The sequence below is a fragment of the Acinetobacter sp. 1124_18A genome (assembly GCF_052824995.1).
On the sequence record NZ_VTDF01000009.1, the window covers coordinates 49,795 to 65,543 of the forward strand.

Here is a 15,749-nt window from a genome sequence, read left to right on the forward strand (position 1 = left end):
TTACACTTTTTAAAAAGAAAGGGTAAAAAATGCAATTTAAATGTGCTTTTGGCGTAATCAGTTTATGTAGCGCCTTATTTTTAGTCGGATGCAATAATGACGATTCTTCTGTTGCACAAACACCAACCGTTCAGGAACAAAAACAGAAATTACAGCCGATTATTATTCAGGGTGCTTTGCCAGTAGAATCGGAAAGAATGGCTTCAAAATTAGAGAATAAGACTGTTGAAGAAATTGGTGGGTGGAAGTTCTGGAAGGGTACCTATAACGGTTATCCAATGATTATCTCTAAAACTCGCATGGGTATGAGTAACTCAGCTGCGGCAACTGCTTTAGCTATCGAGCGTTATAAACCGATTGCGATCATTAATCAGGGAACAGCAGGTGGGCACGATCCAGATCTACACGTTTACGATATTGTTTTAGGAAAATATGCGACCAATATTGGTGCATTTAGAACTCCTAAACAGCCATTGGGTGCTGGGTCAAATTCACTTACTTGGGTTGAAGCTTTTGATGTTTTACCAACAGATGAGTCTAATCCAGAACCGATTGCAATACGCAAATTTGAAGGTGATCAAGAGCTATTAATGGCGGCACATAAAGTCCGTTATGACAAAGGTGAGGTGGTTGAGGGAACGATTGGTTCAGCAGATGTTTGGAATAATGAACTTGATCGTATTCAATTTTTCCATCAGCGTTATGGCACTTCTGTTGAGGAAATGGAAGCGGCATCAGTTGCCCAAATCGCAAGTCAGTTGAATGTTCCATTTTTAGGCATTCGAATCTTATCTAATAATATTACAAATAACGGAGCTTATGACCCTGGTACAGGAGAGGCTTGCCAAGAGTATGTACTCAATGTGGCCGAAGAATATATGAAATCGAAACTACCAAAATAATAATTTAAAACTAAGCAAGAAGATTGGAGTTTTTATAAAACCTCATTTTCTTGCTTTTTAAGACGATGTCTACTTTTCCAGTTTTTAATAACCATCCAACGCCAGAAAATTTCTGTAGATAGATATAAAATGACGGCAAATACGAAAGCTTCGACAACCAGTCCTGTCATTAAAATTTTCGCAAGACTAAAATCAATGTGCCCATGCCCGAAATGAGTAATCCAGCGGGAAATTTGGTGCAATACACCTAGCAACATTTCTTTATTAATCATATGCACATGAAAAATATGTGCACCAAACCAAAAACCAATATAAAGAATGGGCACTAAAGTAAGAGGATTACTTAGCCAAGCCAGCATTAAGCTAATTGGTAAATTTACTTCGAATAGTAAGACCGCCATCACAATAAATACACTGTGAAAAGGTATAGGCAGCAAACCAAAAAAGGTTCCGACAAAAACAGCTCGGGTAATTGATTTTCGATTGACGTACCAAAGCACAGGATTCAAGGTCTTTTTACCAAAAATCCTTAGAAATTTCATATTTGAAACTTTCTCGGGTGAGGGAAGCCAAGATTGAAAAAAGTGCTTTGCCATAATCATTAAGGTAGTAGAGCGCGGTGCTCTATATAAAAAAATCAGAAACAATATATGAATTGAAACTTATTAAAAGCTTAAAATTTAAACTTACCATCACTATATATTTTTTATTATAAAGACTTTTGATGGAAAAATAGACTTAAAATAAAAATACTTATGTTACTTAAGTACGAAATTATTTGAAAATCATAACAACTGACCGTAAAGTTTTCTTTACCATTTTTTGTGGTAATTTTATAAGTATATGTTTTTAATTGTTTTATTTTAAATTAAAAAACGATTTTAAAAACTTTGTCTTACAATTACTTTTTGCCATGTGACAGGATATCTATTAATCTGAGATGACTATATTATGAGGTCATTCAATGATTTCATGGCTTTTTATTGGCTTAGTAGCCACAATTTTACTTACACCTGGTCCAACTAACACTTTGCTCGCTTCTTCAGGCGTGCAAGTAGGACTACGGAAATCGGTAAAACTTATTCCAGCAGAAGTTTTGGGTTATGTAATCGCTATTTCTGCATGGGGAATGCTGATTGGTAAAGTGTCTACCACATTGCCATTGCTGCCGCCTATCCTTAAGCTATTGAGTGCTTGCTATATTATTTTCTTAGCCATTAAGTTATGGAATACGGCAAATCAAGAAGTTGAATTAAATCAGCCTACGATCCGTACTCGTGAATTATTTTGTGCAACCTTACTGAATCCTAAAGCCTTACTCTTTGCTTCAGCAATTTTTCCTGTGGCTGCATGGAGTAATTTTCATATTTATTTGATTCATATGATGGCTTATTTAGCGCTTATTACGCCAATTGCATTATTCTGGATTTTCTTAGGATCACTTTTAGCTTCTAAGAAAGTTGCGTGGTTAAATCAGACTAATTTGCAAAAAACAGCTTCACTCGTTTTAGTCAGCTTTTCAATTCCTATTAGCTACTCTGCTTTACTCAACCTTTAAAAGTCTTGCTGAGCTATTCTTATTGAGAAGAGTAGCTCAAGCCTTGTTTTCATAATTGCTTTTTTACGTTAAAGTACGTCGCAATCAATGAAATTACCTTTTGGATAGAAAATACATGGCTATTAAGTCTGATCGTTGGATTCGCGAAATGAGCGAAAAACACGGCATGATTGAACCTTATGCAGAGAATCAAGTCCGTTTTGATGAAAATGGTGAAAAGTTGATTTCCTACGGGGTCTCTAGCTATGGCTATGATGTACGCTGTGCCCGTGAATTTAAAGTTTTTACTAACGTACATTCTGTAATTGTCGATCCAAAGAATTTTGATGACAAAAGTTTTATCGATATTGAGTCTGACGTTTGTATTATTCCGCCAAACTCATTTGCTTTAGCACGTACAATTGAATATTTCCGTATCCCTCGTAATGTGTTGACTGTATGTCTAGGCAAGTCGACCTATGCACGCTGCGGTATTATTGTGAATGTGACTCCGTTAGAACCTGAATGGGAAGGTCACGTCACTTTAGAGTTTTCAAACACCACCAATTTACCTGCCCGTATTTATGCAGGGGAAGGTGTAGCACAAATGCTATTTTTTGAAAGTGATGAAGTCTGTGAAACATCTTATAAAGACCGTGGTGGTAAATACCAAGGACAAACAGGCGTTACACTTCCTAAAACATAATTTTTCTTACATAAAGAAGATTTTTAAAATAATGGGTCGCTTAGGTGGCCCACTTTTATGAATAAAATTTACATGAAGTGCGTTTATCGGAATAGTGATAAATGACAGTTTCCTTTTGTAAAAAATAATATAATATGATCAATAATTGATTTGTTTTTTTGTTCTGCATCACAGAATTGAAAAACAAATGTATTGGATATAGGTCGTCTTTTTTGTAGTGATTACTTAGTTATCTACTAAACTCAGACAGACCCAATAAAAAGAAATTAAACAGGATTATGCCCCCAAGGATACGGAGGTCGGCCATGCGACAGTTTACGTCTCTTCATGTAGCGATAGCGCTTGGAAGCTTATGCTTTTCTTCAGCGTATGCTGCCTCTACATTAGTCCCTATGTCAGATTCGGAACTATCCGCAACTCGTGGCCAAGCATTGATGAGTATGTCTTATATTGCGCCTACGGATTCTGCAAATTTAGAAAAACTACGCGATAGCAGTAGTAATATTGGCTTCTATAAATTAGGTTTGGAAGCTGAATTAGAAATTAATACCAATATTCGTAAATTACAGTTAGGTTGTGGTGGTGTTAACGGTGCGGGTGGCTGTGATATTGATATTGATAATCTAAGCCTAAGTGGTCAAAAGTTCGATACGAATGGTAATCCTTTGGCGATGTCTAGTGAAGAGCGTGCTTCGTCTTCTGCTGTTTTAACAAATCCGTTTATAGAATTTGCAATTAAAAACCCTAATTCTGCATCAACCCGTGAAGTCGCCGGTTTAAGATTAAGTGCTGAGAAATTTATCGGCTTGCTTACAGCAGGTACTGAAAATACATCTAGGCCAAATGGAATTAACTCGATTTCTGGTTATATGAAAGTTCAATCTGATAGCAGTGGTTTAATTAAAGGTTATGCGACAACTTCTGCTACACGTGACAATTTATATGGAACAAATGCAGTTACAGGTCGTTTACAAGCTTTGGGTTTGGGAGGGGCAGCTGAGGTAAGTTTTGTTACTTCAGATGGTGGATTTAATATTCCAGGCATTCAAAATAACTATTTTGAAATTGCTCCCATTCAGGTGAATGGTAATAGAGTTAGCTCCAAAGTTTTATCTGCTCCAGTGAAAGTCCCTAATATTTATGTCGGACATAGTAGTTCGTACCCAGTAGATGGTGTTGTGCAATACAATGCGGCAGGTCCACACGACCCAGCTTATCCTGAACCAACAGGTATTTATACTCAGGGTGGTAAAGTTGAAGCCACAGTAACAAGCTGTAGTGTATTAGCATGTCTCATTGCAGGCCAAGGTTCTAAATTTTCTAATGTATATATGAATGGTACAATTTCAAATATTACAGCGAATTTAAATTTAACTCAGTCATTGGGACTTATTCATAATTTACCAATTAACTCACCCATGTACCTTGCTCTACAAAATCAAATGCTCCAATGGCCAGGCGCTAAAGCAGATGATGTGGCTCAAAAAGGTTGGTGGATGTCTTTTGCAAATCCAGTTAACGTCGGTAATATCATTCCGCAAGATGCGATTGATATTTCACCTCTTTTTCCACAAATTTCAACGGCTGTTTCTGCCTATTTACAAGCTAACCCAGCACAAACCTCTGATTTAGGAGGATTATTAAAGCTGGGGGATTTAGATGTAAATATTGGTACAGTTGATTTGAAAAATAGTCCGCTCACATTAAATTTAAGCAATTTGCAGTTAACGAATCAAAACTTTAAGCCAAACTGCCATGGTTCAGGTTTAACTTTTTGTTAAATACTGAGAAGGCAACCTAAGTTGCTTTACATTCATCGGAAAAGTAATTTTTTACATGCTTTTTTTTGCATTTGTGCAAATATTCCGCATAATAGAAATGTGGAAAGGTTGGCAATATCTTTTAGATTTGCCTCTTTGTCTTAGGTGAAAAGGATAGATTCACCAGGCATCAAGGATTGTTAAAGAAAAATAAATATGGTGCGCGGCATCGTATAAAACAGGAAGGTCAAGATGACTACACTTAATTATACGGTAAGGTTTCAAAAAACCGTTTTGGCAAGTTTAATCGGGCTTTGTATAAGCCAAGCTAGTTTCGCACTCGAAGAACTTTCTGATGCGGGCTTAAGTGCAACTACAGGTGAAGGTATTGCTATCTTGCCACAGAATGCTTATATGGTATTTCGTGGCGCAGGGGCTAATGAAACCTCAAGTCAGATATTAACAGATCGTACTAAAGATACGGGTTATATCAATTATGTGCCTGTCGGTCCTTTAAGTATGACAGCAGCTGATACCAATAAAAATGGCTCTGTCGATTCTGGTGATCGTGCTGTTGGTAAAGCAGATATTTTTCTTTATGGTTTAGCGCTTTCCAAATCCGATAATGATACGAATAGCCGTATCGCTTCTACTGACACTGCTGCTGCAATTTCAAGTTGGGGGACTGCCGTCAACCCATGGATTTTTAAAGTCGCGACAGAAAACTCAGTACCTAATTTCAGTGCGGCTACTTGTAGTGGTGCGAGTGATCCATCTTGCCAAGTAACCTATTTAGCTTTGGAAGCTCCTTTATATGAGATTGGAACGAAGGATTCCGCAGGTATAGATGCCTATAAGCTGAAATTAGGTTTATGGTCAGATATTTTTGTCCGAAATCCAAATAAAATAAATGGTGCAGCAGACCAATTTAATTATGGCGACTCAAATGGCTTAATTGGTACGAGTACGGATGCAAGCCGTGCAAACCGTCTTCGTTTACAAGGAGTTTGGAATAACTTTAGTTTAAATGGTAGTCGTTTACAACTTTTCCAAACATTAGGGGGCGCAACCTCTGCTGGTGGAATGAGTCCTTTTTATAATGATACTTTAGGTTTCGCTGGTGTTATTCGTTTAAATAGCGGTGATGCATCTAATTTAAGAGCGACAATTACTTCAAATACTCCAACATCTTCGGTAGGGCCTTGGGTAAATCGTTATAGTACCCAATATACGGGTGCTCCAAGTAATAACTCTCCAAGCGCGGATTGGTTATATCGGATTCGCAGTCAAACTACGACGGTTACTTCAACTGGTTCATGGACTGCCCCAACAGACAGCGCTATGAATAACGTATTACGTTTAAGCACGCGTGAATCTGGAACTACTCAAGGTAATTTGGTAACACCTGCAATTAATGGTGGACTTGCGCCAACTTTTGATGCAAATGAAGGTTTATACCTCTATAACCCGAATATTAACCTTGTTTTGGGTTCTTTATATCAACCACTAGTTTTAAGCTCAGATGGTAAAAACTTTAGTTTAGAACTTGCACGCATTCCGAATAAACCTGAAATTTATAAGAAAATTTATACAGACTATAGTGGTGCCGATACGAGTTATTTAGGTTCTACTTGTAATATTTACCAATGTGGCACCAGTGTCACGTTAGGTGGTAAAACTTACCAAGGCTCTAGTGCAACACATAGCAGTATTTCAATTGGTTCAACTGTTTATAATTCTTCGAACAATACTTTAGAAGCATTTAAAGGGAATAGTACACAAGATGCGGTCGGTATTTCATTTGGTAAACTACCTACGGGCACTGTAGCGGCTATAACGCAGACTAAAAACTTCTACCAATTGCAAAATCAAGAACGTCGTGCAGGCAGTTATAGCTGTGGATTTTTGAACTTAAGTACTTGTTATGATACTTGGCAGTACCGTACAGCATCGGGCTGGACTGGAAATGCAGGCACAGGTTTAAAATTTGACTCTCAAGGTGCTAACTGGGCGAGTATTGACAATACCTCTTATTACAACCCGACAGTAAATAATACAGGTTATACCTTAGCTGATGCCGGAAATAGCGCTCAGTTTGTTGTACCAAATGGCACACCTCTACCAGATGCAGTTTATAACAATGGACGTTGGTCTACCACTACTCCAAATGCAGATTTAAACACCTATAAGTTATCGGGGGCACAGATTAGTTCTGCGATTACCAATAATATGGGTTCAGCTGTCATTGATGGTGTATTAATCCAACATTTGAAACTCACCACTAAAGGCTTATAAGAGGAGGATAATGATATGAAAAAATTCAGTACTTTAATCCTTGCTCTTTGTGCAACGGTTACTCATGCGGAGCTACAAACTTTGGATAATGAAGCACTGCAGGCGATTAATGGACAGGCAGGTGCTGATTTATCTTTAATGCTCAATTTAAACCAGACGAGTAACGGTATATTTGATAATGGTAGTGGCGGTGTCTGTGAAAGTGTAGAGTTCTGTCATTTAGGCTTGGCGATTAATAAACGGTTTGTGCAAGCTGATGCGACTAAACCAAGCGGTTGGGCTGAGAATAGCGATAGTGGTAATAAGCTTTGGTTAGTTTTTAAAGGTATACAAGGCACATTAAATATTCAGAAAATGGGGCTTGATGGTGCCGATTTAAAATATCTTGATAAAAGTAATACCGAGATCATTAAGCCTGCTATCCAACTTAGTTTTAGCTCAGCTCAACCGATTTTATTCCGTAATTTTGGTTTCAATGCTTTATCGATTGAACAAGATAACTTCACAAGCTCAACAACAACGCAAGGTTCAAGCGCAAATATGTATGATTATGCATATTTCAAAAAACCGACATATGCTGCGACTGCTAATAGTGGGAACCAGCAAGTTGCAACTGCAACTCCATCGGCTTATGACTATGGACGTGAAACTGGTTTTATGGGCTTGATGATGAACGGAAACTTGGCTATTCAAGGAAAAGTCATGGTCTTTAGTTGTGATGGTAGCCATCCTCGCTGTTAAGGGTTAATGTAGATTTCAAAGGAACTGAAGTGATGAAAAAAAATAAAGAAAATCACAGCTCAAAGTTTATTTTAAATACATTAGCAACCAGCATGTTGTTAGTGAGTGGACAAATTTATGCTTTAGAAGCTTTAACAGATGCTGATTTGAGTGCCGTTAATGGACAAGATGGAATCTCTATTCAAACTACGTTTAATGAAATTAATATTGATAATGCTTATTGGGATGACCATGCGGGCACACCAACAAGTGCTGATCAGGTCTTAAGAGCTCAAGCAAGTGGCGTAAAAGTCCAAAAAAGTAATGGATCTAATCAACCCTTAAGTACAAATTACCGTTTAGATGTGGGGAGTAATACGACTACAGGTAAAGCAGGCATAGATTTTTCTATGCAGAGTAGTCCTTCTCTTATTACGGTAAATAGCTTTAAAGTTTGTAATAGTTCAGCTACATGTTCGCCAACTTTAGGGCAATTGGCGATTCAAACGACTTCTCCTTTAAATTTGGCAATTACTACTCAAGATGGTTTATTTAACCCTAATAGCCAATCTAGCATGACGCTTGGTATTAATAATGCCAATATTTATTTAGGGCAATTGGATGCTCGCAGTCAGTTAAATCAGTTAATTTTAAGAAACTTTAACTTTAATTTTGTTGGTAAAGGAGTGATGTTTGTAGATCCGACCCGTGGCGTCGTTTTACAGACAAATACAGGCGCAAACATTGCTAGTGTAGGGCAAACTCCAAACAGTACATATGGTTATGTTGATTTTAACCGCGTAGCAGATTCAGCTTCGGGTTTAACAGCAGGTACATATGTTGATAGTAATGGAAAAGTAACGAATTCAGGCCTAAATATTGAGGTCATGCTCAGTTCGAATGTGGATAAATCTAACCCTTATGCTTTAGATGCAAATAATAGCCCAAAAAATGCGAAAGGTTTGATTCGTTTAGGTGCTAGCGGACGTATGGTCAATAGTTATCTACAACTCCGAGGGGTAGATGGTACGGCAGATACAACGACTTTAGGTACTGCAAATACAGCTTCGGGTACAGGTTCAAGTAATAGCATTTTAGGTAATTCTGGCGTTGCCTTTCGTATGAAAGGTGAATTCACCAAAGATAATGATTCAATGCTAGGCGCAGATGGCAAAGCAACAACTTTAGAAATTGGTGGAGCGGGTCTTAACGCTTATGGTTTCGAATTTGGCAACTTAACAGGTCTTAACTCAGCTACTCGCGGTTATTTCGACAGCGGAAATATTTATCTAAATCTTGCTGATACAAAAACCTTATTAATGCCAAACAACGCGACTTTAAATGCAATTCGTTTAGGCAGTGGTACTTTAACAACAGCTGCTGATTATCAGCATAATATTCACCGTGATACGGTTACTAATCCATTCAGTTTAATTCTTGCTATGCGTGGAGCAGAGTTTCAAGCATTTTCAAGACGTGGTCGTTTTACGACAAGTGCGAATGTCGCTCCTGCAAATCAGTTTGCAGACAATGGTGCAAACAACCAGTGGGGCTTAGCACTACCTTTTTATAACTTAAATGCTAATGCTGCTGTATATGGTTTAGACGCGCCAGCAAATAGTGCTTATTACTATACAAAAGATGCCAATGGTAAACCTGTTCAGAATGTAGTTGCTACATCTGGAACGACTTCGCGCTTAGGTTTTGGTATTGCAGCTGGAACTACAGGACGTGATGCGACTGGAACTAAAACGACCTCTGTATTATTGATCGATGGTTCTCCAAATGCGAATAATGTAGGTAACCCGACTGATTATTATATGGGGTTACGTAACATTGATATGTTCGTCAAAGGCAATGGAAGTATTGGTTTAGAAAATGGCAGTCTTAATATTAGTTTAAAAGAGATGCTACTTGCTTTGTCAACTGAGATCGCAGCAGGGTATTTACCTGGGGCAAAATATAAAACTTGTCCAGCTACCGGTTCCTGTACCTCACCAATTGATAACTTTGCCAGAAATAATGATGTCTTATTTGGTCTAAAACTGCGTTTAGGCGGAGATCTTAACTTATCGATCGTGCCAAACAGTTCAATTGCAGATGGCAGTGCTCTAACTGTACTGGGCGATTTCACCATGCCTGCCACAGCAACAGGAAACACAGTTCAAATTAGTGATCCGATCGATGGTTCTGCAATTGGCTTTGATAATATTACTGGAAAGCTTGCATTTAATACTGCTTTAGTCGTTGGTAAAGACAGTGCAAGTGGTTTAGGTAAAGTTGGCGTCAATACGGCGGTTTATTTTAACCCTGATAAGAGTATCGACGGCGCATTACGTGTTAAAGATATTAATTTTTACCCACCTTCAACTGGTGCAGGTGCACGTTTAGGTGAGCTTGCGATTACTGGTGGACGTTTAAATAGTAGCTTTAGTATTGTGCCTAGAAATGGTGCTTTTAACTAATCAAAAAATGGCAGTCATTGCCACTTTTTATGTGGTTTTTATTTTAATGTGATTAGATTTGCATTCGTCGGGTTATAGGGATAATTGTTTTGTACTTGCATATTATTCTGATAGTCTGAACAAATAATAAGCGTTTGTCTCTTAAGGATTAGAGCGACATGAAGAATAAAAATATAGGGTGCTGGTTGCTACTTGTCAGTAGTTCAAGTGTTTTTGCAATGCAGCCTTTAGATGACCAAAGTCTTGCGGCTGCAACGGGCCAAAATGGTTTAACCTTAGGTATTCAGGCTGATAAAGTTAAATTTAATCAAGTCGCTCTGATTGATACAAATGGTATCGCTTCAACTTCATATAACAGTAAGGCTGGCTTTGTCATTGCAGGGAATTCTACTAATCCGGTTCCTGGCATAGAGTTTATTAAAGCTGCTGTATCGAGTAATCCTTCTTTTAATATTGCAATGGATGTCGATGCTGGTAGTGGAAATCCTTTTTTAAATTTAGCGGTATCCATGGGTAGTGATGTAAACGGTATTCGACTTTTACCTTTTTCAGTCTATATGGCCCCTAGTGCATCTTTATCTAGTCCATCCGATTATGCATTAACAAGTTATGCACCAAAATCAATTTTTAGTTCGGGAACGACAGTAAATACGGGCGTAAAAGAGCTAATCCGTTCTACTGGCAATCTAGATATTAACTTTGTACAAACCAATAAACCTCGTTTAAATATTCAGCTTGGCCATGCTGCTCAATCAGTTATGGTTAAATTTGGAGGGGCAATTCAATCTATTTGTTCTGCTGCTGCGGGTTGTCCAATTACTTTAGTGTCCGATAATACGGGTGCTACATTTGGATTTAAATTTGCTGGCACAAATACCTCAACAGGTTTTATGCTTGATGGTTTCTATGCAGGGGTTGATCCAACTGGATTAACTTTTGGAAATACAGGCGTATCAAGTAAATTTGATGCTTCACTTAACAATGTCACTTTAGGAAATATGGGTACTCAAAATACAACAACGTTTAATAATTTACCGAATGGCTCAATGGGGAGTTTTGGTGTCACTGGCGTTTCTGTAACCGACTTTAAAATGAAAGTAAGCGGTTTTTAAATAATAACTTAACCTGAAATACTAAAGAGGGCGGTTGTAAAAACAATCGCCCTCTTTTTTTGACTATACTGCGTTAAATCTTTTCTAATCTGGTGTCTTCTAACTGTTGAACAATTTCATCCAAAGCTTTAATACGTTTAACTTGGTCCCATAGGTCTTTCGCTTGTGGATAGGCTTTAGTCATCATGCCTAACCATTGCTTATAACGACCAACCATACCAATTTCTGTTTTTGCTTGACCGTTTAAAAAACGAATTTGTAAATCAACTAGTTGTTCCCAACTGAATAACGCTTCATCCATGTTTTGGCGAATGCATTGTGTTAAATCTGGAGTCGTTACCGCACCACGGCCAATCATTAAGTCTTCACAGCCAGATTGTTGCTGACAAGCTCTAGCATCAGCATTGTTCCAGATTTCACCATTAGCAATTACATTAATTTTTAAAGCTTCTTTAATGGGCAGAATTTTTTCCCAATAGGCAGGAGGCGTGTAACCGTCTGCTTTAGTACGAGCATGAACCGTTAACCAGCTTGCACCAGCATCTTCAACAGCATGGGCATTTTCCATTGTGTGGTTTTCATCGAGATAACCTAAACGCATTTTTGCTGAAACAGGAATATGTGCAGGTACAGCATCTCTGACTGCTTTAATGAGCATATGTACAACATCAGGTTCATCAAGAAGGACTGAACCACCACGATGTCGATTAACGGTTTTTGCAGGACAACCAAAATTAAGGTCGATTGCTGGTGCACCAAGCTCTACAACTTTTGCAGCATTTGCTGCCAGCATATCTGGGTTGTTACCTAAGAACTGGACATGAACAGGTGTACCAGCTGCTGTTTTACCGTCATTTTTTAATTCTGGACAAAAACTATAGTAAATATGGTCTGGCAAAATACTGTCTGTAACTCGAATAAACTCGGTCACACACCAGTCGAAATGACCAACAGATGTGAGTGTATCCCGCATGATCGGGTCAGTTAAACCTTCCATTGGAGCGAGTATGAGTTTCACAGTCTGTGTCACCTGAGCAAAAAGAAAACAGCGTTATACGGGATATGTATAACGCTGTCTAGTATCGAAGAAATTTTAATTTATTTAACGACCCAAGATCATCTCGAGCACAAATTTACTGCCAATAAAGCCAATGGCTAAAAGCACAAAGCCGATTAAGGTAAAACGAATCGCTTTTTGACCTCGCCAGCCAAGTTTGTAATGGCCAATCAAGAGTGAGCCATAAATAATCCATGAAATAATACTAAATACGGTTTTATGAGCGAGATGCTGTGCAAAGAAGCTATCAACAGTTAAGAAACCAAAAGCAAGTGCAATCGTTAATAAAATAAAGCCAGTAATAATTAGGTCAAATAACAAAGACTCCATCGCCTGAATTGGCGGAAGTAAATTGACCCAAAAACGTTTTTTTTGTTTCTTTTTGAGTTCACGATTTTGGAACCATAGCAAAATAGCGTGAATGGTTGCCATCAGTAAAACTGCATAAGCAGAAAGCGAAAGAATAATATGAGTATCTAAGCCTAACGAATGCTGCTCAATAAATTGATTTGGTCGGCTGAATGCAAAACCTAAAATAAGGCCAATAGCCGCTACAGGAATACCTAATAAGTTCAACGGTACAATAGGGCGAAAAATACTAAAAATTAAACTTAACAACAGCATAAGCCACGATGTAAACGATACTAAATTAAAAACATCGTAGTTAATGCCGGCTGGTGTCAGCATGGCATGGCATAAAACTGTACCGTGCAGCAGAAGTGCCAAAGTCGTAATAAAAGCAAATAACCATGGGTTTGGTTCACGTTTTGACATTAAACGAATAAACAGATACCAGAAAGAAGTGGTATATGCGATGAGTGCCAAAATTGTGTAAACCAAGGGGAGGCTAATCATGTCAAACCTTTTTCAGGATTAATTCATCTATATAAGATATAAATTCGCTGCGAACTAAAGTATCCTATAGCATTCTATGCATAAATTTTCTATTTCGAGAAAGATTTTTTTGCAACTAGCCATTTTAAGCGGATTTTGCAATGTTTGATACCTTAACAGAACGACTCACACAGAGTTTAAGAAATGTTACTGGCTCAGGGCAGCTGACCGAAGACAATATTAAAGATACCTTACGTGAAGTACGTATGGCACTTCTTGAAGCCGATGTCGCGTTACCTGTAACTCGTGAATTTATCGCGAAAGTTAAGGAAGAGGCATTGGGCCAAGAAGTGATGACTCAGTTATCACCAGGCCAGGCATTTGTAAAAATTGTCTATGACGAACTCACCAAGATGATGGGTGAGGCGAATGAAACACTTGATTTAAGTGCTAAGCCTCCCGTTGTTGTATTACTTGCTGGTTTACAAGGTGCAGGTAAAACGACAACTGCCGCTAAGTTGGCACGTTTCTTAAAAGAACGTCAAAAGAAAAAAGTAATGACGGTTTCTGCCGACGTTTACCGTCCAGCAGCAATTAAACAGTTAGAAACTGTGTCAGCAGAAGTTGGTGCAGGTTTTATTCCTTCAGATGCTTCTGAAAAGCCAATTGATATCGTTAATCGTGCAATTGAACAAGCAAAAATCCAGTTTGCTGATGTGTTAATTGTCGATACCGCAGGTCGTTTACATGTCGATGAAGACATGATGGACGAAATTAAAGAATTACACGCTGCCGTTAAGCCGACTGAAACCTTGTTCGTGGTTGATGCCATGACGGGTCAGGATGCTGCAAATACAGCTAAAGCGTTTAATGATGCATTAGCACTTACGGGTGTGATTCTTACTAAAACTGATGGTGATGCACGTGGTGGTGCAGCGCTTTCTGTGCGTGCAATTACAGGTAAGCCAATCAAGTTCTTGGGTATGGGTGAGAAGCTTGATGCTTTAGAACCATTCCATCCAGATCGTGTTGCTCAACGTATTTTAGGCATGGGTGACGTACTTTCTTTAGTCGAGGAAGTTGAACGCAAAATCGACAAAGAAAAAGCCGAAAAAATGGCTAAAAAATTGCAAAAAGGCGGCAGCTTCAACTTTGAAGATATGCTGATGCAATTTGAGCAAATGAAAAGTATGGGCGGCATGATGGGCTTCTTAGATAAGTTGCCTGGCATGAGCGGTGCAGGAATTCAGCAGGCGATTGAGCAAGCAAATCCTGAAAAACAGGTCAAGAAAATGGAAGCTATTATCCAGTCAATGACCGTTAAAGAACGCCGTAATCCAGACTTGATGAATCCGAGTCGTAAAAAACGTATTGCAGCTGGTTGTGGTATGGATGTTGCTGAAGTGAATAAACTCATTAAGCAACAAGCACAAATGGCTAAAATGATGAAGAAATTTGCGAATCCATCTGGTATGAGCAAAATGATGCGTTCATTAGGCAATATGCAAAAACAATTTGGCGGCGGCGGTGGTGGCGGAATGGGCCCACTGTTTGGCAACAACGACCAAAAGAAATAAATTTATAAAATAAAAGGCGCACATAGCGCCTTTTATTTTGTTCTGTGTTTTAGTCTTTAGGATAATGAGCAATATATTGTTGTAGTCCTTTGAGCAAAAGATCTGTTTCTACGACAGGATCATATTTTTTCAAGAACTTAGCAAAAATAGGAGCATCTCCACCCGTAAGGAGCAACTTTTTAGGAGATTGCTGCATGATGGTTTCAATCGTACTAATCAGGCCTAACAAAATACCGTGGTGTACTGCATCGACAGTGTTATTACCCGGGTTTAAATTATCAAAAGCTGAGTCTGGAATTTTGATGCCCTTTGTATTTTGAATAAGCGCATCGCGCTGCAAATACAAATTAGGGAGGATGTAACCTCCTAAATGCTGTTTACCTTGCGTTAAATCAATCGTTAAGGCTGTTCCACATCCAATAATGCAATAATTTTCATCTGTTTGAGCTACAGCGAGTACTTGTAACCAACGGTCAATCCCGAGCTGACTTGGAACTTCATAGCCGCACTTTAACTCAGCATATTCAGCATGCACTTTGGCAAAAACAACAGGAATTTCGAGCCATTTTAAAATCTGCTGAATACGTTGGTTGTTTTCAGTATCGAGAACTGAAGAAATCCCAATGCGATGCAGACCTTGATGTTTAAAGTGTTGAATTAAACCCAGTAATAAATCGGCAGGGGACTGTAAATGTAGCTCAGCTGCATGTTCAATAATCTGCTGATTTTCAGTAATCCAATACTTTAAACGGGTGTTCCCGATATCAAGCCATAAACTTTTCAT

The 15,749-nt window shown here is 38.4% G+C and carries 13 protein-coding genes; 9 read left to right on the plus strand and 4 right to left on the minus strand.

The window, feature by feature from the left end; genetic code table 11:
• Positions 1–29: 29 nt before the first annotated feature.
• Positions 30–902, plus strand: coding sequence for a 5'-methylthioadenosine/S-adenosylhomocysteine nucleosidase (locus tag FY048_RS15940; RefSeq protein WP_446091780.1), 873 nt, complete (start codon positions 30–32; stop codon positions 900–902).
• Positions 903–934: 32 nt separating this feature from the next.
• Here the strand turns inward: FY048_RS15940 and FY048_RS15945 are convergent, their stop codons facing one another.
• Positions 935–1,504, minus strand: coding sequence for a DUF2062 domain-containing protein (locus FY048_RS15945; protein ID WP_446091781.1), 570 nt, complete (start codon positions 1,502–1,504; stop codon positions 935–937).
• Positions 1,505–1,866: 362 nt separating this feature from the next.
• Here FY048_RS15945 and FY048_RS15950 point away from each other — a divergent pair, with 362 nt between their 5' ends.
• The 7 genes from FY048_RS15950 to FY048_RS15980 all read left to right on the plus strand — a co-directional run bounded on the left by FY048_RS15950 (position 1,867) and on the right by FY048_RS15980 (position 11,497).
• Positions 1,867–2,460, plus strand: a complete 594-nt coding sequence (locus FY048_RS15950) for a LysE family translocator (RefSeq protein ID WP_446091782.1) — start codon at positions 1,867–1,869, stop codon at positions 2,458–2,460.
• Between the two features lie 115 nt (positions 2,461–2,575).
• Positions 2,576–3,145 (plus strand): dCTP deaminase, encoded by a 570-nt coding sequence (gene dcd / locus FY048_RS15955; RefSeq protein ID WP_016139108.1) that lies wholly within the window; start codon positions 2,576–2,578, stop codon positions 3,143–3,145.
• Positions 3,146–3,450: 305 nt separating this feature from the next.
• On the plus strand, positions 3,451–4,926 hold the full coding sequence (locus FY048_RS15960; protein WP_446091783.1) for a hypothetical protein: 1,476 nt from the start codon (positions 3,451–3,453) through the stop codon (positions 4,924–4,926).
• A gap of 231 nt (positions 4,927–5,157) precedes the next feature.
• A complete protein-coding gene (locus tag FY048_RS15965) occupies positions 5,158–7,200 on the plus strand; it encodes a hypothetical protein (protein ID WP_446091784.1) in 2,043 nt (680 codons plus the stop codon).
• Between the two features lie 15 nt (positions 7,201–7,215).
• A complete protein-coding gene (locus FY048_RS15970) occupies positions 7,216–7,941 on the plus strand; it encodes a DUF6160 family protein (protein ID WP_336169249.1) in 726 nt (241 codons plus the stop codon).
• Between the two features lie 32 nt (positions 7,942–7,973).
• Complete coding sequence (locus tag FY048_RS15975; protein WP_446091785.1) at positions 7,974–10,385, plus strand: DUF6160 family protein; 2,412 nt, start codon at positions 7,974–7,976, stop codon at positions 10,383–10,385.
• Positions 10,386–10,543: 158 nt separating this feature from the next.
• Complete coding sequence (locus FY048_RS15980; RefSeq protein ID WP_446091786.1) at positions 10,544–11,497, plus strand: DUF6160 family protein; 954 nt, start codon at positions 10,544–10,546, stop codon at positions 11,495–11,497.
• Positions 11,498–11,570: 73 nt separating this feature from the next.
• Here the strand turns inward: FY048_RS15980 and FY048_RS15985 are convergent, their stop codons facing one another.
• Entirely contained in the window at positions 11,571–12,515 is a 945-nt protein-coding gene (locus tag FY048_RS15985) for a tRNA dihydrouridine synthase (protein ID WP_446091787.1), read from the minus strand.
• Positions 12,516–12,599: 84 nt separating this feature from the next.
• The gene (locus FY048_RS15990) at positions 12,600–13,409 is read right to left on the minus strand and encodes a cytochrome C assembly family protein (RefSeq protein WP_446091788.1); all 810 of its coding nucleotides are present in this window, start codon (positions 13,407–13,409) and stop codon (positions 12,600–12,602) included.
• A 140-nt stretch (positions 13,410–13,549) separates the two neighbouring features.
• Between FY048_RS15990 and ffh the strand changes: the two genes are divergently transcribed.
• Positions 13,550–14,965: a signal recognition particle protein gene (ffh, locus tag FY048_RS15995; protein ID WP_005048705.1), complete on the plus strand. Its 1,416-nt coding sequence runs from the start codon at positions 13,550–13,552 to the stop codon at positions 14,963–14,965.
• Positions 14,966–15,014: 49 nt separating this feature from the next.
• Here the strand turns inward: ffh and FY048_RS16000 are convergent, their stop codons facing one another.
• The gene (locus FY048_RS16000) at positions 15,015–15,749 is read right to left on the minus strand and encodes a pantothenate kinase (protein WP_446091789.1); all 735 of its coding nucleotides are present in this window, start codon (positions 15,747–15,749) and stop codon (positions 15,015–15,017) included.